Origin of the sequence: Sphingobacterium arenae (assembly GCF_014692505.1) — a bacterium.
In the GTDB taxonomy this organism is placed as follows: domain Bacteria; phylum Bacteroidota; class Bacteroidia; order Sphingobacteriales; family Sphingobacteriaceae; genus Sphingobacterium; species Sphingobacterium arenae.
On the sequence record NZ_JACNYK010000002.1, the window covers coordinates 746,082 to 768,288 of the forward strand.

Genomic DNA, 22,207 nt, shown 5'->3' on the forward strand with positions numbered 1-22,207 from the left:
GTCATCGAGAAAATCCACTCTCATTTTCTGTCGATTTCACTTACTTTCAGTTCCCCATGGAAATGAATAACAAGGGCTATTTCTTTATTAGCTCTTCACCCTATTTCGAAAATACCGTTCCGTCGAATCATTTTGCATCTACGCATTTGCATAATGCTTTGCTGATTTACAAGAAAGAATTTCAACCTTTAGAATTTTTAGATAAAGCCTTCACCATAATTTGAAATAATGCGCTGTCTTTTAGCATTCTTTCCTACTTTTGAAAAAAATCAAACTTCATGAACAGATTTCTCATCCTGCTCGGCTTTTTCTTTACGCTTCATATGGCTTATGCACAAAGCTCCAAACTTTCTGGTATTGTTAAAGACTCTATTTCGACTACAGCAATAGCCTATGCCAGTGTTGGTTTATTGGATACCAACAATAAGGTCGTCGATGGGATGATGACAGATTCATTAGGTAATTTTAGTTTTTCCAATCTACAAAAAGGGAGATATAGTTTAATTGTTAAATTCATTGGTTACAATCAAAAGAAAACTACAGTAGAAATAAAAGGTCAGAAAATAATAGATGTCGGTTCCATCCTTATCTCCAGTGCCAGTAATAGTTTGGAACAAGTTAGCGTTACAGCCAATGCATCAGGACAAAAACACGGTAGTGACAGACAGAGCTACCAAGCTAGCCAATATAAGAATGCAGTCGGCGGAACCGCATTGGACATTGTTAAGAACCTGCCCTCGGCCACGGTAGATGCCAATGGAAATATCAGTATGAGAGGTAACACCGGCATAATCGTGCTGATCAACGGAAAACCATCATTTCTAGATCCGGCAACGATACTAAACCAAATAGCGGCTAACGATGTCACAGAGGTGGAATATATAACCAGCCCTACAGCGCAGTTTGACCCGGACGGCAAGGGTGGTATTATCAATTTAAAGACAAAAAAATCTGCAACCAATGGGTTTGCATGGGTACTCAACCTTCAGGGTGGACTACCGAGTATTGACGATTACGATAACCGCGAAGTTCAAAAGCGCTTCGGCGGCGACATTGCTTTCCAGTACAGACAAGACAAATTGGAACTGAATGGTTCTGCGAACTACTTAAGGAATGACAATGCAGGATTTCGAGATGGTGATGTCAATACGATTATCGGAGACCGACAAACCTTCTTCCCTTCCGAGGGGGAACGTAGCTTTGATAAATATAATTTTGGAATCAGATTGAACGGTGCCTATGAAATATCCGATAAGCATTCCGTAAATTTAGGCGTATTGGCCTCCAGAAAGTTTCAGGACCGTGTTGCCGATATTCATTATACCAATAGAACGATTAGACCATCCACAAATCAAGAGATATCCAGGACAAACTACTTTAACCCAAACCTCCAAAATAAGCAAGGAGAATTTTATCTATTGGATTTCTCTTACCAATACAAGATCAATGATGCTCATTCCCTACAATTGGGTGCCATTTACGAATATGCTAACATCTATGGTTCCACTAGAAATGGAAATATTGAAAATGAGACCGACACCGTACAATGGACACATAACACTTATACCAATCCATTGCGAGGGTTAAGGCTTTCTTTACAGCATAGCTGGACATTAGAAAATGCAGAATTATTAACAGGGTATCAATTAAGAAATGATAGACAGCAAGGTAATTTCGAATATTTTGCATCAGAAAATGGGGCAAATAACCTTGAATTAATTCCAGCGTTTACCGGAAAATTGAATGCAACCAATAATGTTCATGCTTTTTTTTCGCAATACGACCGTAGCTTCAAGAATACGCAGCTTTCGTTAGGTCTACGTTATGAATATTATCAACGTGATCTGCTTTTGGTAAATACGAATAAAGAATATCCATACGACATTCATCAACTATATCCTACTTTCAATTTAATGCATGATCTAGGTTCTGGCTGGTCATGGAAATTATCGGCGGCAAGGAGAGTTCAGCGAAACAACAATTTTGAACTTAACCCGATCCCTGAACGCGAACATTCTGAAACTCTCGAGCAGGGGGATCCCGAATTGTTACCTGAATTTACTACCAATGCAGAAACAGGATTGGTGAAGAAATTAAAAGCAGGTAGTATCTTTTTGAACGCTTATTACCAACATACCAAAAACCCTATTCAACGGGTGAATTCTGTTTATGCAGACACTATCCTTAGCCGTGTTTTCACCAATGCAGATCAGGCATCTCGCTATGGAGTGGAGTTTGGAGGGGAAGACAAATTATTGTCTTGGTTGAAAGTTAACGGCGGTCTTAACCTATATAACTATAAAATTTCAGGACAGGTATTGGATTACCAAGAAACGAGAACAAATCAAGATTGGGTGTACTCCATAAATGCCGGTGTTCAAGCAGATCTGCCAAAAAATTGGAGTACTGGCTTACAGGTAAACTACCTTTCAGAAAGACCGACTGTACAAGGTAGGGATTCGAGATTTGTGACTCCTCATTTCAATTTAAATAGGGCTTTCCTAAAAGGAGCAATAACTGCGCAATTGCAGTGGCAGTTTATAGAACTTGGTGATTGGGGGGTGAACGAACAACGGATCACAACATTCTCCAATGATTTCTATACCACTACAAATTACATTTATGAAAAGAATGTGTTTTTAGTTAATCTGAATTTTAATCTTCACAAGTTAAACCAAATATTAAAACTACCAAAGAGTGAGTTTGGAGAAAAAGAGTTTTAGGATTTTTGCTTCCTAAAGTTCCTAAAAGGCAATATCTTTGGCTGGATATTGTTTTCGACCGTCATGTATTCGTTATCAATATTAATGGTGATATTTAATGTTGATTCTTCAGTTGCGGTGTTGTGTTTGAATGCGTTCTCTATAAGCAGTTGAATGATACCAGTATTGTGATTTAAGAGAGATCAAAACTAATCTGCTGGTGCAGGTGACGCTGCTGCTCACCATGACCGCACCAGCCAGTATAACATTCATCAGCAGATCTGTGAGGACGAGTAATCACGCTGGTTTTTAACGCATTTCTGATAATTTTAAGATTTGATCATTTATTATGACTTCAGGATCCACTATACGTTTTTTAGTTTTCAACTTTTTATTTTTCAACCCGTTCTCCCGGATTCTATCAATCCACTGCATTAAATTTAATTTCTGATTTATCTTATCCATAAGATAAAAGTCGTCCTCAAAAAAATCCTGTTCTTCAATGATCCCTGTTCCCAAACAGTTTTTAATTATTTCCTTCATTATTATATTTATCTCTACATTTTCCTCACTTTCAAAATATTCAGCTATAAGGAAGTTGTACTTTGATTGAAACCACTTTGCATAATCTTTTGATTTTAGGACAATTCTATCATCAAACGTCACTAAACCATTTATAAACCAAGAAATCTCTGTAAGGGTAACTTCTCCAATCTGACACATATCCCGAAGTGTATAGTCTATCCTATCAGCTGATAAATAAGGGAGTGGGTATTCTAGGAGATTAAATTTTCCTGTATCCATAAACACCGTTCTATCCATCTGATATTTCTCCAATACGGCGTTTAATTCACGATCCTTTAAAACTTCGTGATATCTTTGTTCATGGTAATCCTCCTCTTCGACTTCGAGTACATAATCAATTAAATGAGAAAATGCGGTATGCGAAATATCATGGATTAATCCGGCAATTTGTTCTTCAATGCTTCCGCCTAGTTTTTTTATGATGAGCATTACCCCAATCGAATGCTCGAATCTTGTATGATTTACTTTCGGGTTAATTAAAAAAATAGAACCTCCCTGATGAATTTTCTTCAATCGCTGAAAGACATTCGTGTTTATGATGTCTTCAATTACTCCTGAAAATTCAAACTCTCCATATATTTTATCTCTATATTTCATTTTAGTGGTTGTCCGTAAAGCAAATGGTAATAATCTGCTTTATTTTAGTTTCATCGTGCAAAGTTTTTGTACATGAACCCATCATCATGTAAAGATGATTTATTTTTTTATACACGACAAATATATTAGATATAGCTAAACAGACTGTAAAAATAGAAATTCTGGGAAAAAATCCTATTTTGATGGACAACAATAAGGTTGGCAGGTTGTTTATGTGTTTATTTTTTAGTGTTTACCGATGGTCTGCCTTCAAGTTCTTCTTTGATTTTGATTTTACCTTTACTTGATCGATCGAGACACCATTACGATCGTAGAGTGTCAGTATTAAATGCTTTTTGCTCGCTTTCATAATTAGGGCTCCGACGGTCTTGCTCCCTTCTGTCCAACGAGTCTTGATAAGATCCTTGTTGTGGAGCAGATCGTCCATAGATCGTCCTCTTGCGTTGTCCGATGACGGTGTTTGTATGTATACGGTTCCTTTTGAACCATCGGTTTCTTCGTTGGCATATACAGCATTGGTTCGAACGTAGATATGGTTGTTGCCACTGATAGCAAGATCCACTCCGTATTCGTCAAATAATTCTCGCCAACGACTGTATTGCGAGCTCCTACCATCATTCCCCATAAACCATTGGTAATGTGATACGACAACCACATATTTTGCGGGATTGTTTTTGATGACTTTCTTTGTCCAATCTTGTGCTTTTGAGAGACCTTCATCACTTTTCATTGCCTCGTTGTTGAGCATAACAAATAGCGTCTCGCCGTAGGTAAAATGATAGCATACTCCGATTTCTCTGCCATAACCATTGGGTGGGTTGTTATTCACGTTGCGGAAAAATTCGTTACTCTGTTTGTGTTGTCGCGTCATATCATCGTGGTTGCCGTTGACACCAGCCCATACGTAGTCGCTGAAGGTAGAATCTGCGTACAATGTAGGCCAGAACGAATAGCTGCCTCCCCAAGCGGATAGGTCGCCGACGTGAAGCATCATATCAAAGGAATTTTTGTTCTGTTTTTCTAGCTGCTGGATCATCTGCATAGCCGCCTTTTGCCGGTTGGGCAGAGGGGCATAAACGTGTATGTCGGAAATGACCCCCATTGTCCACGGATCGGATTTTGGAGCTGTTTTAAAATAACGCACCTCGCTGTCATCATGAGAAGGTGTTTTATCTGATGAGAGCTTATACTTATACGCCGTTCCTGCTTTTAGTCCCTGCAAGGCGATAGCATTGCGAATAAATTGAGCATCTTCATAGAAATCATCATTATTTGGTCTTTTTGAATAAATGCTATCGAAGACTGTACATATAGCCTGATCTGCTTGAGCGGTAACTGCTTTTCTCCAATTCTTGTCTGTTGCCTTCGTATAAGTAATGTATGAGTCGCCGCTACCTAGATCGGTGTGCCAGTTGAGACGAATCTCGCTAGATGCGTTTTCTCCAGGGTTAGCAATGACGGTATATGCAGTAGTTTGAGCTGTAGTTGGATGGAGCCATACCAAAGCGACTATCGCAACGAGAAGATAAGTTAGTCTTTTCATCGTTTTTGGTGTTTTCGCAAATGTAGTTTTATCTATCAAAGATATAAATTTCTATCTTTCGACATGGCAAACAGACCATCGATAAGGCAGCGGCTGCCGAGGCGACCCCAATCGTCAACTTTATGATTTACCTTCGGGCTAATTAAAAAAATAATAGATACAGATATATAAAAAAACAGTACGATCATGAGAAACTTAGTTTATATTTGTTCTATAAATCGTTTACTTCCAAATAGTAAAAGTTATGGGTTAAACATTATTGTTGGTTTGAAATCTATGTCAAGGATATAGAATATGCCAGAAATAAACACTTCGAAATTTTTTCAATACGCTAAAAATTTATTATGAAAATCATCAAATTTATTCTTTGTTTGTTATTTGGGATACTGTTTGTCAATGCAGGACTTGACAAATTCTTACACTATATGCCCGTTCCCGAAATGGATGCTGAAATTATAAAAATCGGCGAGGCTATGATGACAATGAAATGGATTATTCCATTAACGGGAATCATTGAAATTGTCGGTGGAATCCTATTTATTTTCCCAAAAACAAGAGCCTTGGGCGCAATTGTTATTTTACCGGTAATGGTCGGAATCGTCATTCACAATATTACTTTTATGCCCAGTGGACTAATCATGGCAGGTATACTGTTCCTCATCAATTTATGGGCTATATACGACAACCGTGAAAAATATAGATTATTAATTTCATAAAAATTTAATAAAACAAGATGAAAAAGCTAGAGTACAAAATAAACATCGAAGCTCCTAAAGAAGTGGTATATGAAAAAATGCTAGGGAGAGCCACCTATAAACAGTGGACATCGTTGTTCAATCCTACTTCCGATTTTGAAGGTGGCTGGAACAAGGGCGATAAAATCCGGTTTATTGGTATTTCCGAAGAAGGAAAAAAAGAAGGAATGCTTGCCCAAATAGCAGAAAACATCCCAAACGAATACGTTTCCATACGCCACTATGGGCTTGTGGATGGAAACAGCGAAATCACCGAAGGGCCGGCAGTCGAAGCTTGGGCACCGTCGTTTGAAAACTATACATTTTTGGAAGACCAGGGTATCACGACGGTGGTCGTGGAGGTGGATACCAATGAAGAATACTTCGAATATTTTAACGAGGCCTGGCCCAAAGCGCTCAACAAGTTAAAAGAAATTTCAGAGCAATAAGGGGAGAAATATATTCGCCTCGCTCATTCGGCAACTAATTTTGTAATTATTTACTTGATGGGCTTTGAGGGTAGCCCGTTGTATAACGTTCGCCCACAATTTGAATTTTTGATAAATCTTCTGTGAGTTTTACTAACTCCCCTGTGGTAAATTCATAATCTGCCGACCACATATTTTCCGACAGGTGTGCCAATTTGGTCGTACCAACTACTGGAACAATAAATGGTTTCTGTGCCAATAGCCACGCTAAAGCCACCTGTGCTACGGTTAATCCCCTGTGGTCGCCAAATTCTTTTAAAACATCTATTATGCTCCAATTGGCAATGATGTTTTTAGGTTCATACCGTGGTAATGAAATCCTGTTATCATTATTTGGATTGTACTTTGTCCGTTCATTGATATATCCCGTGATAAGGCCACGGCTTAACGGACTATACGGAACAAACCCTATGCCCAGTTCTTCACAAAGACTTAGTATTCTATTTTCGGGATTACGGGTCATCACTGAATATTCACTCTGTATCGCTGTTACAGGTTGTATGGTGTGTGCTTTGCGGATGGCATCCAATCCGTCTTTGCTTGTGTTAAAATCCCGCTCGCTCAGTCCAAAATGTTTTACCTTTCCCTCTGCAATAAGGTCTTTTACCGTTCCGGCAACATCTTCCATCGGTACCTTTGGGTCGATACGGTGTTGATATAACAGGTCTATGTAGTCTGTCCTTAAACTTTTTAGTGAATTTTCAACAACTTGTCTAATCCGTTTGGGGTTACTATCAAGACCGATTTCTGGCTTTCCCTCTTTGAAACCAAATTTTGTACAAATGATAACATCCTTACGAATGGGTTCAATGGCTTCTCCTAATAATTGCTCATTGACAAACGGTCCGTATGCTTCGGCTGTGTCAAGTAGATTAACGTCTAAATCAACGGCTCTATGGATTAAAGCCATCATAGCCTTCTTGTTGGGTATAAAACTTCGATGATAACTCATGCCCATACAGCCCAATCCCAATGCGGACACTTCAATACTGTTATTGCCTGTGCCTAATGTTCTTCTTTTGGTTTTTGAGGGGGAGTCGTTCTTTTCATTTGTTGAATTGCTACAACTTTTTGCCATTGCTCCGAGGGGGGACGTTGTCAATAATACTACTCCTGCCATCGCTCCTGTTTTCAAGAAATCTCTACGATTGTTATTTTTCATTGCTCTATATTTTTATTTCAAATGCGTGTTTTTTTTCATTATTTGAAATCACATTACAAATGTGATAAGATAAAATGGTGGTCGGCTTATACCCATTACTGTATTAGCTACCAAAATCACTGATTGAAGTATAACAAGATACAATGGGGGGATTGATTTTTGTAAATTTGTAGAGTATGTCATTAAATAATAAGGCAATGGAAGATGTATTTTATTTCAACAGCATAAAGGAATACAACGATTTTAACAACCATGAAACTCTGCACCCGCTGGTAAGTGTTGTTCATTTGGACAAAGCCAATCCAAGGAAGCTTAGACGGTTACGCTATGGTTTTTATACGGTCTTTCTAAAGCAAATTTATTGTGGTGATTTGCGTTATGGATTGAGCAACTACGACTATGAGGGTGGAACATTGATTTTTCTTGCCCCCAATCAGGTTATTGGTGAAAATAAGAATGAATATTATCAGCCACAGGGTATTGCATTGATTTTTCACCCTGATTTGATTACCGGCACCTCCCTTGGCAAAAATATAGGCGACTACCATTTTTTTTCTTATGCGGTAAATGAAGCCCTGCATCTGTCAGACCAGGAAAGAAAAATTGTCGAGGATTGTTTTTCTAAAATCGGATATGAACTACAACACACTGTTGATAAGCATAGTAAGCACTTAATTATATCAAACATAGAGTTATTTTTGAATTATTGTATTCGTTTTTATGACCGCCAATTTATCACAAGGGAGAATGTCAATAAAGGAATTTTAGAACGGTTTGAGGGTTTATTGAATAATTATTTTTCTTCCGACAAATCTCAAAATATAGGTTTGCCTTCGGTTTCGGGGTGTGCCGATGAACTACACTTATCTACCAATTATTTTGGGGATTTAATCAAAAAAGAAACAGGTTTATCCGCACAGGAATACATACAATCTAAAGTAATCAATGTTGCCAAAGAGCGCATTTTTGATGCCGATAAATCAATCAGCGAAATAGCCTACGGGTTGGGCTTTAAATATCCTCAACATTTTACCCGACTTTTTAAGCAAAAGACAGGTATTACACCTATTGAATTCAGAAGATTGAATTGAGTATTATTTCCCGATTACACGTCAATAGCAACAAGTCCTACCAAACAGACATACCGCATATATATTTGTGTAATTTTGTTATACAGCATTGAGCATACTTTTTGTCGGCATTATTTTTACCGCCCATGTAGAGTATGGTTTCTTTATGAATTGGTCAAATAGAGAATTTTTCTTATATTGGTTTTGATAAACAATCATATTAAATAGAATAAAAGAAAGTTTTTTATAACCATGAAGCCAATTTTGTTAAGCATTTCTTTGATCTTAATCAGCCATATAGTTTCTGCTAAGGTTCCTTTACGGTTGGCTGTAGCTGGGTTAAGCCATGGGCACGTCGACTGGATTTTCAACAGAAAAGACAAAAAGGATGTGGTTGTAATTGGCATTTATGAAACCAACCTAGAGTTGATTGACCATTACGCCAAACGATACCAACTAGATAAAACTCTTTTCTTTACCGATTTGCCTAAAATGTTGGATGAGATAAAACCGGACGCTGTGTCGGCATTCGGCGCTATTAACGAACACATTGCTGTTGTTCGTGCCTGCGCACCGCGACAGATCCATGTGATGGTGGAAAAACCGTTGGCAACGACCGTGGCGGACGCCAAAGAGATAAAAGAGCTCGCTGAACGGTATAAGATACATGTTTTAACAAATTTTGAAACGTCGTGGTATGAAAGCAATCAGCAGATTAAAGAAATAGTAGAAGAAGGTCGATGGGGAGAAATACGAAAAGTGATCGTGAACGACGGGCATCAGGGACCAAAAGAAATAGGAGTAAGCAAAGAATTCTTGGAGATACTAACCGATCCGGAAAAGAATGGAGCGGGTGCATTGGTGGATTTCGGATGCTATGGAGCCAACCTGATGACCTGGTTGATGAACGGCGAGAGACCTCTTTCAGTAACGGCCGTTATACATCAAAATAAACCAGACATCTACAAAGATGTGGACGATGAAGCGACTATCGTTCTACAATATCCAAAAGCACAATGTCTGATTCAGGCTTCATGGAATTGGCCATTTTCTAGAAAGGATATGGAAGTATATGGCTCTAAAGGTTATGCGATAGCTCCTGATGCTACAACTTTACAACAGCGGTTGCGGGGAAACAATAAAGAAGAAAGAAAGCAACTTCCTGCAAGATCGGCCCCGTTTGACGATCCATTTTCTGTATTAACCGCTGTGGTGAACGGTTCTTTAGTATTGAACAAACTTGATCTTTATGGATTAACCATTAATTGCATCGTTGTCGAAATCCTCGATGCGGCAATGCAATCGGCAAAACAAAAAAGAACTGTATTTTTAAAATAACACAAAATCTTAGATAGTATAAATTACTGTGTTGGAGTATATCCTCATGAAGTTTTGTTGGGTTACCCCTTATTGTCCATATTGTATAAGATTCATCAGCAGATCTGTGAGGATGTGAGCATGATGAATCGTGCGCCATATCCGCAGGCGCACGAGATCGGGCTTTGTTACTTTTTGTTCAATTTCTGTAAACGTTCTTTTGCTGAAGGAATGACATCATCTTCTTCTTCATAATTTTCAATCACACTTTCTAACGTACTCTTTGCCTGGAGTTTATTACCTTTAGCAGAATACGTGTCTGCAAGCAGGAGGAAACTCTTGGCTACCCAGTAATCATGTGCTCCCATATTGTTGACTACATCAAAGGCGGTCTCCTGAGCTTTGTCGTATTGCTTGTTTTCATACTGCAGTTGCCCCATACGGTACCGTGCCTCTGCGCCGACTGCCGCTTGGCTCTTGAGCGCCGCCAGATTCAGTTCTTTCATGGCAGACGTCACATTTCCTTCTCGCAGCATGGACCGCGCACTGTACAAGTGTGCTTTGGCAACGCTTTCTTCAGATGACTGATCGTCGTTCTTTATCAACTTCGCATACTTAGCCACCTGATCCAAGTCACCGATTTCGAAGTAACAGACCATCAGGTTAGTTACCGCGTAATTATAACTTTCTTTATATTCTGAAGTAAGTTCTAATTTTTTGAGATGCACGATGGCCTCGTTGTATTCCTCCAAGTCTAGGTATAGCGCAGCAGCCGTCAGTAACGTGTTTTCAGTATATTTACTCGTCCAGTCGTTCAGGATGATATTCAAGTCGTGCAGCGCCTCCTTCGGGTGCCCAGTACGGTACAAACTCACCCCGCGGATATAACGGGCATGTTTTTCCTGTATGGGTTTCGGAAATTTGTCAAAGTATGCATTGATTGCTTCCACAGCCGGTCCATATTGCCTCTTGGCAAACAAGGAATAGGCTGTCTGGAAAACCAAATTATCTTGTTCGGCAGTACTCAGATTCTTGATATTGGTACTGGTCGCGTAATGAATATAACTCGAAGCATCTCCTTGGTCCAGGTAAATGTTTTCAATGGAACGAAGCGCTTGTCCTGCTTCATCTGTTGTAGCATACTGCTCCACTATCTTCTGAAAAGTTGCCTTCGCCACTTCGGTGTCGCCTTTATTGTACTGGACAAGCCCGATGGTCATCAGCGCCCGAGGAACATAGCTACTTCGGGGGTATTGTTCGATCATCTGCTGCAACCCTTCGATGGCGGTATCGTAATCTCCCGTAGTAAAATATGTGTAAGGGACCTCAAAGGCCACGTCATCTGCATAGTTCGAACCCGGGAATTGCTCCAAAACGGACCGCAGCGTGCTGAGCTTGGCTTCATTATCTCCCTGCAATCCTTGAATAATACCGCGCTGGAACAACGCATAATCCTGATTGGCTGCTTCACTGTTGACCAGCTGGTTATAGTATTGATTGGCTCGGTCGTAATCGCGCACGCTCAAATAGGAATCACCCAAACGTGCGATCACATCATGACGTACATTTTCCTCCAACGAACTACCCTCGGTGGCCAAAAAGCGCTCAAAATAATCGGCAGCCATACCAAAACTGTTGTTGCGGAACGCTGCATACGCCAAGGCATAGTTAGCATAACTGTATACATCGGTGTTCCGTGCAGCGGGCAACCGAAGGAATCGGGAAAAGTTTTCTACCGCCTCCCTGTATTTACGCACTTCATACATCGCCTCCGCTTTCCAATACGTGGCCAATGCCGCCATTTCCGCATCGATCGGGAATTTTTCCGATCGCATGAACATGGATATGCTATTTTCGAAAGCGCGCTCGTTATAAAACTCCAATCCGCGGTAATACGTTGCTTTTTGATAGGTCATATCGGCTTCCTGCTTCCTGTCTTTTAACGATTCCAGCAAACTTACTCCTGCATGGAAATTACTCGTCCCCTGCAAAACATCTACGGATAATGTTTCCGCACTCTCCGGTGTCTTACTATCACGATCCCTATCCGCATGTTTCTTCGCGATATAGCCTTGAAGTACTTCCAGGGCTGCTTGGACGGAGTCTAGTTCATGTAAAACTTTGGCATAGTTATACAACGCAATCATTTTCAATTCCGGGTCGAGATCCATTCTCGTCGCTTTGAGAAAAGCATTTCGCGCACGTTGTTTATCGTGGGTCTCTATCGCAATATTGCCCAAAGTAATTATAGCGCCCTGATAAAAGGCATCCGATGTTTTCAAACTCTCTAAAATAGAGGTCGCTCTTGGGTATTCCCCTGCACGGTAGGCCAGATAACTGATCCGGTAATTGTCGATATTGTCGCGTGAAGCGTTGGGATTCCGTTTAAGCAGTTCGTCGTTATAGGCTTGTTTGAAACCATTTCTTGAAAAATATGTAGCGGCGGCTATCTGGCGCAGCTCGATCTCAATCGCTTCCCGGTTGATGCTCATATCCGGATTCCGGCGGACCTTTACCGCATCGGCCAACATCGGCCGGTAGTCGCGTACGACCTCAATGGAATCCATTACGGGAGCTTGCCCTTCGTTCCGTTGTTCGTTAGGTTGTGGTGTACCTTTCTGTTGTTTATCTTCTTCCTGCGCATACCCTAAAACCAGCAAAGCTGAAAAGGCCCCGGTAAGCAGGCATTTCAGGTAGTTATAGCCGATGCTTTCTTTCAATGTCATTGTTCGTCCGTATTTCTGAATTTTTCCAAACGTTCCTTCACCAAGGAGATAATATTGCAATTTTCTTCCTAAAAGCTATACCAAAACTAAAGAATTCCATTCAATTATGTGAATCGTCGGCAAAAAATGGAAGCTAGAAGGTATTTATACGCCCATATTTGCCGTCCTTTTGCCATTTAAAATCGTTCAGTGTCGGAGTAGACTAAGTTGATTTAACTCCTCTTCCCTAAAAACAACTACGATTATAAATGTAGTTTGTTTAAGGTGTCCATAATACTGAATGAGATGAAACACAGAGCAATCTCCATTCGGTTGTCCTATGTCATTGGAAGCTAAGCAGCGAAAAAAACGCATGGTAGCAGTTAAGCCGCCGACATCTCTCTACATATTCTGGTACAGATGCGGCAAGCTTCTGCACATTCACGACAATGCTCCATGCCCATAGCTGCATGCTTTTCACATTCCTCTGCACATCTTTCGCAGATATCTGCACATATTTCACAGAGTTCTTCACTTAACTGCCCGTCGATACTCATAACTTTCACTGCAACATCACAGATCATAGTGCATTCCAAGTTCAATTGGATACAAGTTTTAAGGTGTTCCAGATCTTTTTCATTTAAGCAGGCAACTGCGCACTGGCTACAGGCGACAGCACATTTTCCACACGCCTCTATACAATTTTGAAATTTTGTCTGTATCATAGTATAAAAGTTTTTTCGTTATATACGAACAGAACAGATGAGGCAATTATTTGTTCAGTTTAATTTCAGCTCGGAGCCGGAGATCCTCGTCGTATGGTAACCAAATTCTTGTCATTACTTATCATATAAGTTAAGGGACATGCTACTATATCCAAATTAATATTAACAATAAATTAACCTTACATACATTACTTTTGTAAGTATGAAATCTCTGTCGGACAATGATATAATAGCCGGGCTTCAAAAATCGGAACATTACGCTTTCCAAGAATTGCATGCTCGCTTTTGGTACCCACTCTATCGTTTGGCGTTTAAAAAATTAGGTGACAAAGATGAAACGGGCGACCTCCTACAGGACATGTTTGTAGAGATATGGGAAAAGCGCGAAACGCTATATATTCCCAACGAGCTGGGAAACTGGCTTCGAAATAGATTGTGGTACAAAATTGCCATGTACTTTCGACAAAGAGGTTTTAAACAACAACACCAAGAAAATTTTCGGATTTTTTTAGAAAAAGAAAAGATAGGAACGTCTGTAGCCATTGATGGACTAGAATTTAAAGAAAGTAACCTTTATTATGAGGAATTGTTAGATATAATCCAGCAATGTATAGAAAATATGCCTGATCGTATGAAAGAGATTTTTCGCCTGTACAGACAGGAGGGCATGCCTATAAAAGAAATTGCGGAATCTCTTGAGCTATCTCCCAAAACCGTAAAGGTACAATTACATAGAGGTCTGTTAAAACTGAAAAAAGCTACTGAAAACCAAAAAGTTAATATGAATGAATTGCTTCTACTGCTATGGTTAATAAATCATGGGATATAATTAACGAAAACTTAATACTATTCTTGTAAGTCTATTTCCTGTTTTGTGCATATAACTTATATATGCAGAGGAAGAACGATCAACTCAAAAAGTTATATGACAAGATAAATTCTGGACAAGCTAATCAGGATGAAAAAGATCTCTTGGCTCGCTGGATCGCTCAATTGGATATCGGCAAAAACGAACCTTCTTTTAAGAAAATAGAAGCACAGCGTCGGCGATTATTGGTAGAAACTATGCCTAGAGATACGGTTCGCAAGGCGTCTAAAAGGCTTCGTATATGGTCTCTCTCCGCCGCGGCTGCGTTGGTCATAGCGATAATGACATTGGCTATTCATCAGTTTGCTATGAAATCTGACAATGAAATCCTGGTAAGACAACAGGACAATATTCTTCCTGGAAGCGACAAAGCAGTACTGACGTTAGCAGATGGATCTACCATTTCGTTGACAGATGTGGCTAATGGAGAAATCCTTGAGGAAGAAGGTATCCAAGTGGAGAAAACGGAAGAAGGGGAAATCGTTTACCGCACTAACAATCTTGCAAATGCTCCCGCAGAGGCCTATAATCGGGTTGTCACACCTAATGGAGGACAATACCGCATTATGTTACCGGATGGTTCTAAAGCTTGGCTGAATGCGGCCTCATCCTTGACTTATCCAGTAAACTTCTCAAGGAAAGAGCGGCGTGTAAAAATGACTGGCGAAATATACTTCGAAGTAGCCAAAGTAACTGATGAAAGAAATGTACGCGTTCCCTTTTTTGTAGAAACCGAGAAACAAGAGGTACAAGTTCTAGGTACGAAATTTAATGTGAATGCCTACTTGGATGAGCCTGTTCTTCAAACAACTTTGGTTGAAGGTAGCGTGCGTGTGAATGCCACGGAGAGCGGTAAATCCGTCGTATTAAAACCTGGACAATTTGCTATTCTATCCGATAATCTCGAGGTACACAACGCCGATATTCAGCAGCAATTGGCCTGGAAGAACGGTGATTTCGTCTTTCAATCGGAAGAATTGCAAAGTATTCTCCGTAAGGTTGCCCGATGGTATGACATCGATGTTTTTTGTCCTGTGCATCTTGGAAAAGTTAGGTTTGATGGCATGGTGTCCCGGAAGCAACCCTTGTCAACAATTATCGATATGCTAAAAATCACCGGGAAAGTAAATGTACAAATCAAAGAAAGGAGGCTTATTGTGACCGATTAATACCTAAAAAATGTGAATGGTAAGCTAGAAAAAAACCAAAGGTGCTGGTAACACCTTTGGCAAACTGCTATGCTTATCGATAATATTGCTCGAACGAGATCATCAATTAACATTAACAACATACAAATATATGAGTTTTTATCAATGCATGCGTGCTATGAAAATCACCATGATATTAATAACCTGTTTGTTGGTTCAAGTAAGTGCATCCACCCATGCTCAACTTATTACACTCAACAAGCAAAACACCAGTATTCGTACCATATTATTGGAAATCAGAAAACAAAGCCAATATGATTTCTTTTATGATACTGAGTTGTTCAAAAATGCCAAACCGGTCAGTATACGAGTTGAAAATGCTCCCTTAAGAGAGGTACTCGCCATTTGCTTTGCCAATCAACCCTATAATTATGTAATCAAAGACAAATTCGTTGTCGTTACAGCGCTTACAGAAGTCTTACAGACAACTGCCGCGGCCAAACAACAGCTCGAAATACATGGTCTTGTACACGACGATAAACGTAGGCCGCTATCTGGCGTATCGATTCGAGTCAAGGGTACACAAACCGTATCGTCGTCGGATTCTAAAGGTAACTTTAAGATCACAATTCCAGCGAATGACGCGACGCTTGTATTTACATTTCTCGGGATGGAGACCCGGGAAGTAAAAGTTACCGTGTCCAATACCACAATTACGGTAAGGATGCAACAGGCAACAGAAATACTGGAGGAAGTTGCTGTGACTGTACAAGCCCGTCGTCGTGCCAACACGGAGGTAGCTGTGCTGGAAGAACGAAAAAAGTCTGCTATTGTCCAAGATGCTATTTCAGCCCAACAGATAGAGCGCACGGCTAGCATCACCACTACACAAGCACTCCAGCGGGTAACGGGGGTAACCGTAACGGACGACAAATATGTGGCCGTTAGGGGTTTGGGAGATCGCTCCGTCATTGGCCAGCTAAATGGCGTGCGTCTAGCTTCCTCTGACCCCGATAAGAGTTCTATTCCTTTAGACCTTGTTCCGGCTTCGCTGCTGGATAACATCACGGTATATAAAACCGTGACACCCGACAAACCGGCGGATGCCGCTTCGGGAATTGTAGAACTGAAGACCAAATCTGTGCCTGATAAAATGACTTTAGAATTCATTGCACAGACTGGATTGAATTCCAACATTGGGATAGGTGGACAATACAACAGTTTCTGGAACAGCGAGATGGGCCTGTTAGGTACCAAGATCAATAACAAAGACTTGACCTCCGATTTTTTAAATCTATCCAGCCAATATCCCAAAGGACTTGGGGATATCCACAACTTAATCGCCAATAGCGGCTACAATCCTCAAGCTAGGAATGAAGTACAACGGATCAATGGCATCATGCAGGGATTTGATCCTGCCATGACCACCAAGCATCGGCGCGCACCGCTCAATCAGCTCTATTCGGCTACATTCGGAAATTCCTATAAGCTTTTCCAAGACAAGCATACGCTCGGCGTGATTCTAGGCGGAAATTACTATCGGCGCACAACAGACATCTACGATGGAGACCTTACCCAATACAGCATCTATCAGGGTGTGGTTACGGGGAATCCGGATATCTACAGCTATCGCCATATTCCCAACTACATCACCCCGAACAGTCTGTATATGGGAAAATACCAAACCTATAAAGAGAACACCGGCGTAGAGACCTTAAACTATGGTACCCTAGCGGGACTAACATACCAATTTAGCCCTCGGCATGAAATCAGTGCACAGTATGTAGGGAGCTGGGGCGGAGAGTCAACGGCCACCAATATGAATGGGGCATATGAATATACGGGTCTTGCCGGGGATGTGTTCAGTACGATCTACTCGCTGAAGCAAAGCTTTCGTGATTTGCAGACTTTTAATTTTCAAGGCGAGCACAAGTTTCTGAAATCTGCCTACTCGCCACGCCTAAGCTACAATCTTTCCATGTCGCAATCCAGCCAAAATGACCCTGATTTCCGCTATGCTTCTCTAATAGACTACGTTCCTGTGGGCGGCACGTATTACATGAAGCCCGTCATAGGCCCCTCAGGCGGTGCAAATACCGAATGGGCATATACCGAGCACCTTTACGCGTTAAGCTCTGGCTATGTGAACGGATTCGGAGCGTATGGAACTATACAAGCTGAACCGAACGGCCGCCGTTGGAGGAATCTCGAAGAAGATAGCTACAACCACAAGGCTGACCTCAGCATACCGTTTCCGTTTCTAGGTGAAAAGCAAGAACTTAAAACGGGTGTCAATTACCTCTATAGGGAACGGGTATTTACTGAAAATATTCTTTTCCTCCCGGGCTCCAACTTCAATGATGGGGGCAGATTTACATTACTTGACGTGGATGGAAACCTGGATAGGATGGTGAGTAATGAAATTATTGGTGTGAAAGTACCTGCCGGTGGCACGGGAGAAGGCGAAATACCCGTCGGGGGATTTTTGTACAACAGTAAAAAATCGCCGAACAACTATAAAGGTTTCTACGAAACCAGAGCAGCCTATGCCATGCTCGACCTACAGTTGCCATCTGACTTCCGTTTGACGGGAGGTGTCCGTTTTGAAAAAACAAATATCCAGACAAGGGTAGACACAAAAGACGTTTATGTGGATCCGAAACTGTCAACCGTCGACGAAGAAGGCAATATCTTGGTGACACCATTCGGGGATGCCAATTCGGTTTACAAAACGGAATATGTCCCTTATTACTCCGCCAACCTGACTTACACGTTCAAGGAGAACATGAACTTCCGTGTGGCGTACAACAGTACCTTGGCTCGTCCCGAATTACGGGAAATTACCAATGTATTTGAGTTTGACCCTTACCAAATGGGGCTTATTGTGGGTAATCGCGATCTGGTCAACCAAAAAACACAAAATCTCGATTTCCGTTGGGAATGGTTTCCAGATGCTGGCGAAGTTTTTGCCGTTTCCGCATTCGGAAAACAGATCAATAACCAGTTGGTGAAAGTATTCAATCTGCGAACCGAAGGACTTGCAGCAACATATCCTGAGTTTCCGATCATCCAGTTTCAGAATGACAAAAATACTGGTCGGGTATGGGGACTGGAATTTGAAGCCGTGAAGGATCTAAGTAAATTCTGGGGACAGCGTGAGGTCTTGTTTTTTGGGTCAAACCTGCTGATTGCCCAAAGTGAAATCAAGAAATCGGAAGAACGGCTCGCAGCAAATAGGTTTATCGATCGGCATGCGCCTCTTAACAGCCCTTTGTTTGAGCAGGCCCCCTACTCTATCAATCTGTGGCTAAACTATAACAATAAAGCATCCGGAACTGATCTCACGACGACCTTTAATATGGTAGGCGAACGGCTGATCCAGATTAACCTCACCGGAGAGCCAGATTTATATACCCAACCCGCTCCGACACTCGACTTTGTCTTTAGTCAGAAAATAGCTCCCCGAATAATCTTTAAGGGCTATGCTAAAAACATCCTTAACCCCGCCATCAAGACGGTGTACGCCAATCCGAGCACGGGTGGTAAGTGGTACGGAAATGAATATATAAACCGCAGTTACAAGCGTGGAAGTGAAATTATGCTTGGTTTTACCTATAATTTATTTTAACATGAAATTCAGTCACCATATATCTGCACTGTTTTTATTAGGATTATTCGGATCCTGTGCTAAGGATAAGCTTGTTGAATATACGGATAATCGGTACAATACCGAGGCCTTTGAAAGTTCCAATGTGCGTATCGTCAACCTTGGCGGTTCAAATCAGGTAGTCGTCAATGGCGATTCCCTGACTAATTTCGTTGTACGAGCTGGAGATTCCGATCCGCTGTCAGGACGGTATCCCGCCACCAAATATTTTCCAGAAGATGGTCGTTTGGGGATGTTGTGGAATGTACCGCAGGATCTGCTCAACGAGGACAACAAAGCTGATATCGCCATTACTTTAGTCGCCTATCAAGGTATTGGCATTGGTTTAGAAAAGGAATTTGAAATTCATGATGACGGCTTACCTGTGGATTATTACACCCTATTAGGCGATTACTATAACGTGGGCTTGCCTGAGATTATAGCCGTTCCGCGTGGTGAGGAATCACCGCGAAACGCGGAGAACTGCAAGGTCCGGCTTATCAATTTTAGCGAAAAGCCGGGCGAGAGCCAGCAGCACCAAGAGGTCATCGAAGACCTGTATGGCCCCGTGAGCCTCGCTTGGTCAGATGGAACCTCCATCGCTGAACAGCTGAACAACGTACCGGTTGGTGAGGTATCGGAGTATGTAGAAATTCCCTATGGCACCTACCAATTAAAGGTTCTCGCGGAAGATCAACGGCAATTGCCTTCTTCGGGGAGCCCAACCATGGATTACATGAGCTCGTCGATCAGTTTTATTGAAAACAGGACAGCGGTTATACCTACTTACCTCACCTATAATCCCATTGCCACGTTTAAACCCGGAGGAGTGTATACGGTAGTGGTTTATTCGCAGCCCTTTGAATATCCAAATATCAATGATCCGGAGTACACACATGATCAGATGCAGAACGGGTTTCGGATTATCGCGGATGTTGATCCCCCAACGAACAATACGTATGCCCGTATTCAATTTGTAAATGCCAAACCTGAGCAAGGTGAAATTTCGCTGAAAGTAGGTAATAAATCCACGGCAACAGCCTCTTTTGGAAACTATACGGAATACCTCACCACGGTACACGGTAAATATAAATTTGAAGCGGTAAGCAACGACGCTTCTTTGGCCAGCTTGGCGTATGATGTAAAACCCGGCGATAACTACACCGTCTGGCTCTACCGTAACCCAAGCGGAAGGGACAGCCTAGTCGTTTCGCACAACAACCTATCGGGCGTAACCTATGCCGGAGGAACGGCCACGCAAGATGCGTCCTATGAACGAAATGTGAGCAACTTTTATACGGACTTACGGTTTTTTAATCTCAACAGCAGCTTTCCGTATGCCACATTTACGTCGGATAACGGCAAGCCTTTCAGTAACAATGGCCGCGCCTTTGACGAGCGATCTACGGAACAGTTGACTCCCGGTTTTATACCATGGGTTCATCCCAACGTCAGGTTACTGCAATTGGTTGGCAGTGCCGATATACAACCGCTAAAGATTATGGCCTATCAGGCAACCCAAAATACGACACCGGGAACATGGGCCGATGAGGTTCCTATCCGAACATCGCAGGAATTCATTACGAGACCGGCGCTGTATGACGTCCGCGGCAATATGCCTATGATGGATATTGGCTCATACAGTGTCGCGCTGATCGGACAGCAGACCGAAGATACGCGTTACAATTCCAGAATGATCATTGTTAAACATACAAAATAATGAAACCACAACATTATCTAACGGCTCTTATTGCCAGTATAGGTTTGCTATTGCATTCTTGTACGAAGATAGAATATCACGAGGTAGAGAATCCGGCTTATTTAAGGGTATTCAATAATCTTAATTATGAAGTTAATCTTGGCGACAAGGATCTTCTGGTTCCTTATCTGACCATGCTTATTGATCCTGAATTTGATCAAAATGGTGTACCCATAAGCGCGGCTATAGTGGGCGACTTCCTGGATAAACGCGTACGGTATGCAGCGCCCTATCCAACACATAGCGCCGGAAGCACCAAGCGCAACAATCCGGAATATCCAGGAAAAGAAAATGTGTTGGTGGGCCCCATTCTGAATGGATTTGATCTTTCTAGCTGGGCACAGATTCCATCAGGGTCTCACCGGATTGTTTTTTACTTCCGTCCGGTCAATGATATTCCCTTTTTCCAACTGACCGACGATTTGAAACAACATGTTGCTGTAGAAGGAACGTATGATCTTAAGGACAGAGAAATTTATACCCTGCACGTGGTTCAGAAAGATTTTGACACCAAAGAGAACGGACTGCTCTTACGGCAGGAAAACTTCCATCACTTACCTTTCTCGGATTCCTTGGTATACATGAATTTCTATAACATGAGCGCCAAGGGCTTTCTGGATTCAGAGGACCGGAAGCCTGATGGAATGACAACCCTTGAGGACGGCATGCAGGACGAAATGAACGTTCATTTATCCCTTTACCCGCAAGAAGCAACGGCTTACAACAGCCAGACCGCCATCCAAGGCTATTACGCAAGGTTCCTCTTCCCGGTATACCGAAACACAGAGGAACCCACCGTGAGCCCGTATTTCCATTTCCCATTACTTGCCGATACCACCAAAACCATTACGACCAATATGGTGCAGCAGATTACTTTTTTGGCTCCGGGACTAAACTTTATCGATATGGGGATGGGGGGCAATGTCATGCCGAAAGGGCTGTGTTCCCACCTTACCTTTTACGGATTGAATGAACTTGTCAGTCTCCCCAGCAGGGTCAACTCGGCGCGTTTTCCAAGCATGTTCATCAATACGCATTCCGGTGTTCACAACCCCAAGTCATTCCCTGCAATAAACACAATCGAGGTCGTCAATGGGGAAGCTTATCTCACCACGATACAACGTAAGTTCGATCCACCTATCTATAAATAACCACGTG

15 protein-coding genes are annotated in these 22,207 nt (G+C 41.7%); 10 read left to right on the forward strand and 5 right to left on the reverse strand.

Going from position 1 to position 22,207, the window contains the following annotated elements:
- The first annotated feature begins 278 nt into the window (after positions 1–278).
- Complete coding sequence (locus H8B17_RS09345; RefSeq protein WP_190308914.1) at positions 279–2,723, forward strand: TonB-dependent receptor; 2,445 nt, start codon at positions 279–281, stop codon at positions 2,721–2,723.
- A gap of 288 nt (positions 2,724–3,011) precedes the next feature.
- Here the strand turns inward: H8B17_RS09345 and H8B17_RS09350 are convergent, their stop codons facing one another.
- Positions 3,012–3,884, reverse strand: a complete 873-nt coding sequence (locus tag H8B17_RS09350) for an HD domain-containing protein (RefSeq protein ID WP_190308915.1) — start codon at positions 3,882–3,884, stop codon at positions 3,012–3,014.
- Positions 3,885–4,116: 232 nt separating this feature from the next.
- Complete coding sequence (locus H8B17_RS09355) at positions 4,117–5,427, reverse strand: purple acid phosphatase family protein (protein WP_190308916.1); 1,311 nt, start codon at positions 5,425–5,427, stop codon at positions 4,117–4,119.
- 344 nt (positions 5,428–5,771) lie between these two features.
- Between H8B17_RS09355 and H8B17_RS09360 the strand changes: the two genes are divergently transcribed.
- Entirely contained in the window at positions 5,772–6,143 is a 372-nt protein-coding gene (locus H8B17_RS09360; RefSeq protein ID WP_190308917.1) for a DoxX family membrane protein, read from the forward strand.
- Positions 6,144–6,160: 17 nt separating this feature from the next.
- Positions 6,161–6,610 carry an SRPBCC family protein gene (locus tag H8B17_RS09365; protein WP_190308918.1) on the forward strand — a complete coding sequence of 150 codons (450 nt, stop codon included), beginning with the start codon at positions 6,161–6,163 and terminating at the stop codon, positions 6,608–6,610.
- A gap of 46 nt (positions 6,611–6,656) precedes the next feature.
- Here H8B17_RS09365 and H8B17_RS09370 read toward each other — a convergent pair whose 3' ends face one another.
- The gene (locus H8B17_RS09370; protein WP_190308919.1) at positions 6,657–7,811 is read right to left on the reverse strand and encodes an aldo/keto reductase; all 1,155 of its coding nucleotides are present in this window, start codon (positions 7,809–7,811) and stop codon (positions 6,657–6,659) included.
- Between the two features lie 176 nt (positions 7,812–7,987).
- Between H8B17_RS09370 and H8B17_RS09375 the strand changes: the two genes are divergently transcribed.
- The gene (locus H8B17_RS09375) at positions 7,988–8,902 is read left to right on the forward strand and encodes a helix-turn-helix domain-containing protein (RefSeq protein WP_317171002.1); all 915 of its coding nucleotides are present in this window, start codon (positions 7,988–7,990) and stop codon (positions 8,900–8,902) included.
- A gap of 231 nt (positions 8,903–9,133) precedes the next feature.
- Positions 9,134–10,219, forward strand: a complete 1,086-nt coding sequence (locus tag H8B17_RS09380; RefSeq protein WP_190308920.1) for a Gfo/Idh/MocA family protein — start codon at positions 9,134–9,136, stop codon at positions 10,217–10,219.
- A gap of 167 nt (positions 10,220–10,386) precedes the next feature.
- Here the strand turns inward: H8B17_RS09380 and H8B17_RS09385 are convergent, their stop codons facing one another.
- Both H8B17_RS09385 and H8B17_RS09390 read right to left on the reverse strand, forming a co-directional pair.
- Positions 10,387–12,924, reverse strand: coding sequence for a tetratricopeptide repeat protein (locus H8B17_RS09385; protein ID WP_190308921.1), 2,538 nt, complete (start codon positions 12,922–12,924; stop codon positions 10,387–10,389).
- A 362-nt stretch (positions 12,925–13,286) separates the two neighbouring features.
- A complete protein-coding gene (locus tag H8B17_RS09390) occupies positions 13,287–13,628 on the reverse strand; it encodes a four-helix bundle copper-binding protein (protein WP_190308922.1) in 342 nt (113 codons plus the stop codon).
- Positions 13,629–13,830: 202 nt separating this feature from the next.
- Between H8B17_RS09390 and H8B17_RS09395 the strand changes: the two genes are divergently transcribed.
- The 5 genes from H8B17_RS09395 to H8B17_RS09415 all read left to right on the forward strand — a co-directional run bounded on the left by H8B17_RS09395 (position 13,831) and on the right by H8B17_RS09415 (position 22,200).
- Positions 13,831–14,457 (forward strand): RNA polymerase sigma factor, encoded by a 627-nt coding sequence (locus H8B17_RS09395; protein WP_190308923.1) that lies wholly within the window; start codon positions 13,831–13,833, stop codon positions 14,455–14,457.
- Positions 14,458–14,519: 62 nt separating this feature from the next.
- Complete coding sequence (locus H8B17_RS09400; RefSeq protein WP_190308924.1) at positions 14,520–15,665, forward strand: FecR family protein; 1,146 nt, start codon at positions 14,520–14,522, stop codon at positions 15,663–15,665.
- Positions 15,666–15,795: 130 nt separating this feature from the next.
- Complete coding sequence (locus H8B17_RS09405; RefSeq protein ID WP_223816459.1) at positions 15,796–19,272, forward strand: TonB-dependent receptor; 3,477 nt, start codon at positions 15,796–15,798, stop codon at positions 19,270–19,272.
- Position 19,273: 1 nt separating this feature from the next.
- Entirely contained in the window at positions 19,274–21,010 is a 1,737-nt protein-coding gene (locus tag H8B17_RS09410; protein ID WP_190308925.1) for a DUF4397 domain-containing protein, read from the forward strand.
- Positions 21,010–22,200, forward strand: coding sequence for a hypothetical protein (locus H8B17_RS09415; RefSeq protein ID WP_190308926.1), 1,191 nt, complete (start codon positions 21,010–21,012; stop codon positions 22,198–22,200). The genes H8B17_RS09410 and H8B17_RS09415 overlap by 1 nt, the downstream gene beginning before the upstream one ends.
- Positions 22,201–22,207 lie beyond the last annotated feature (7 nt).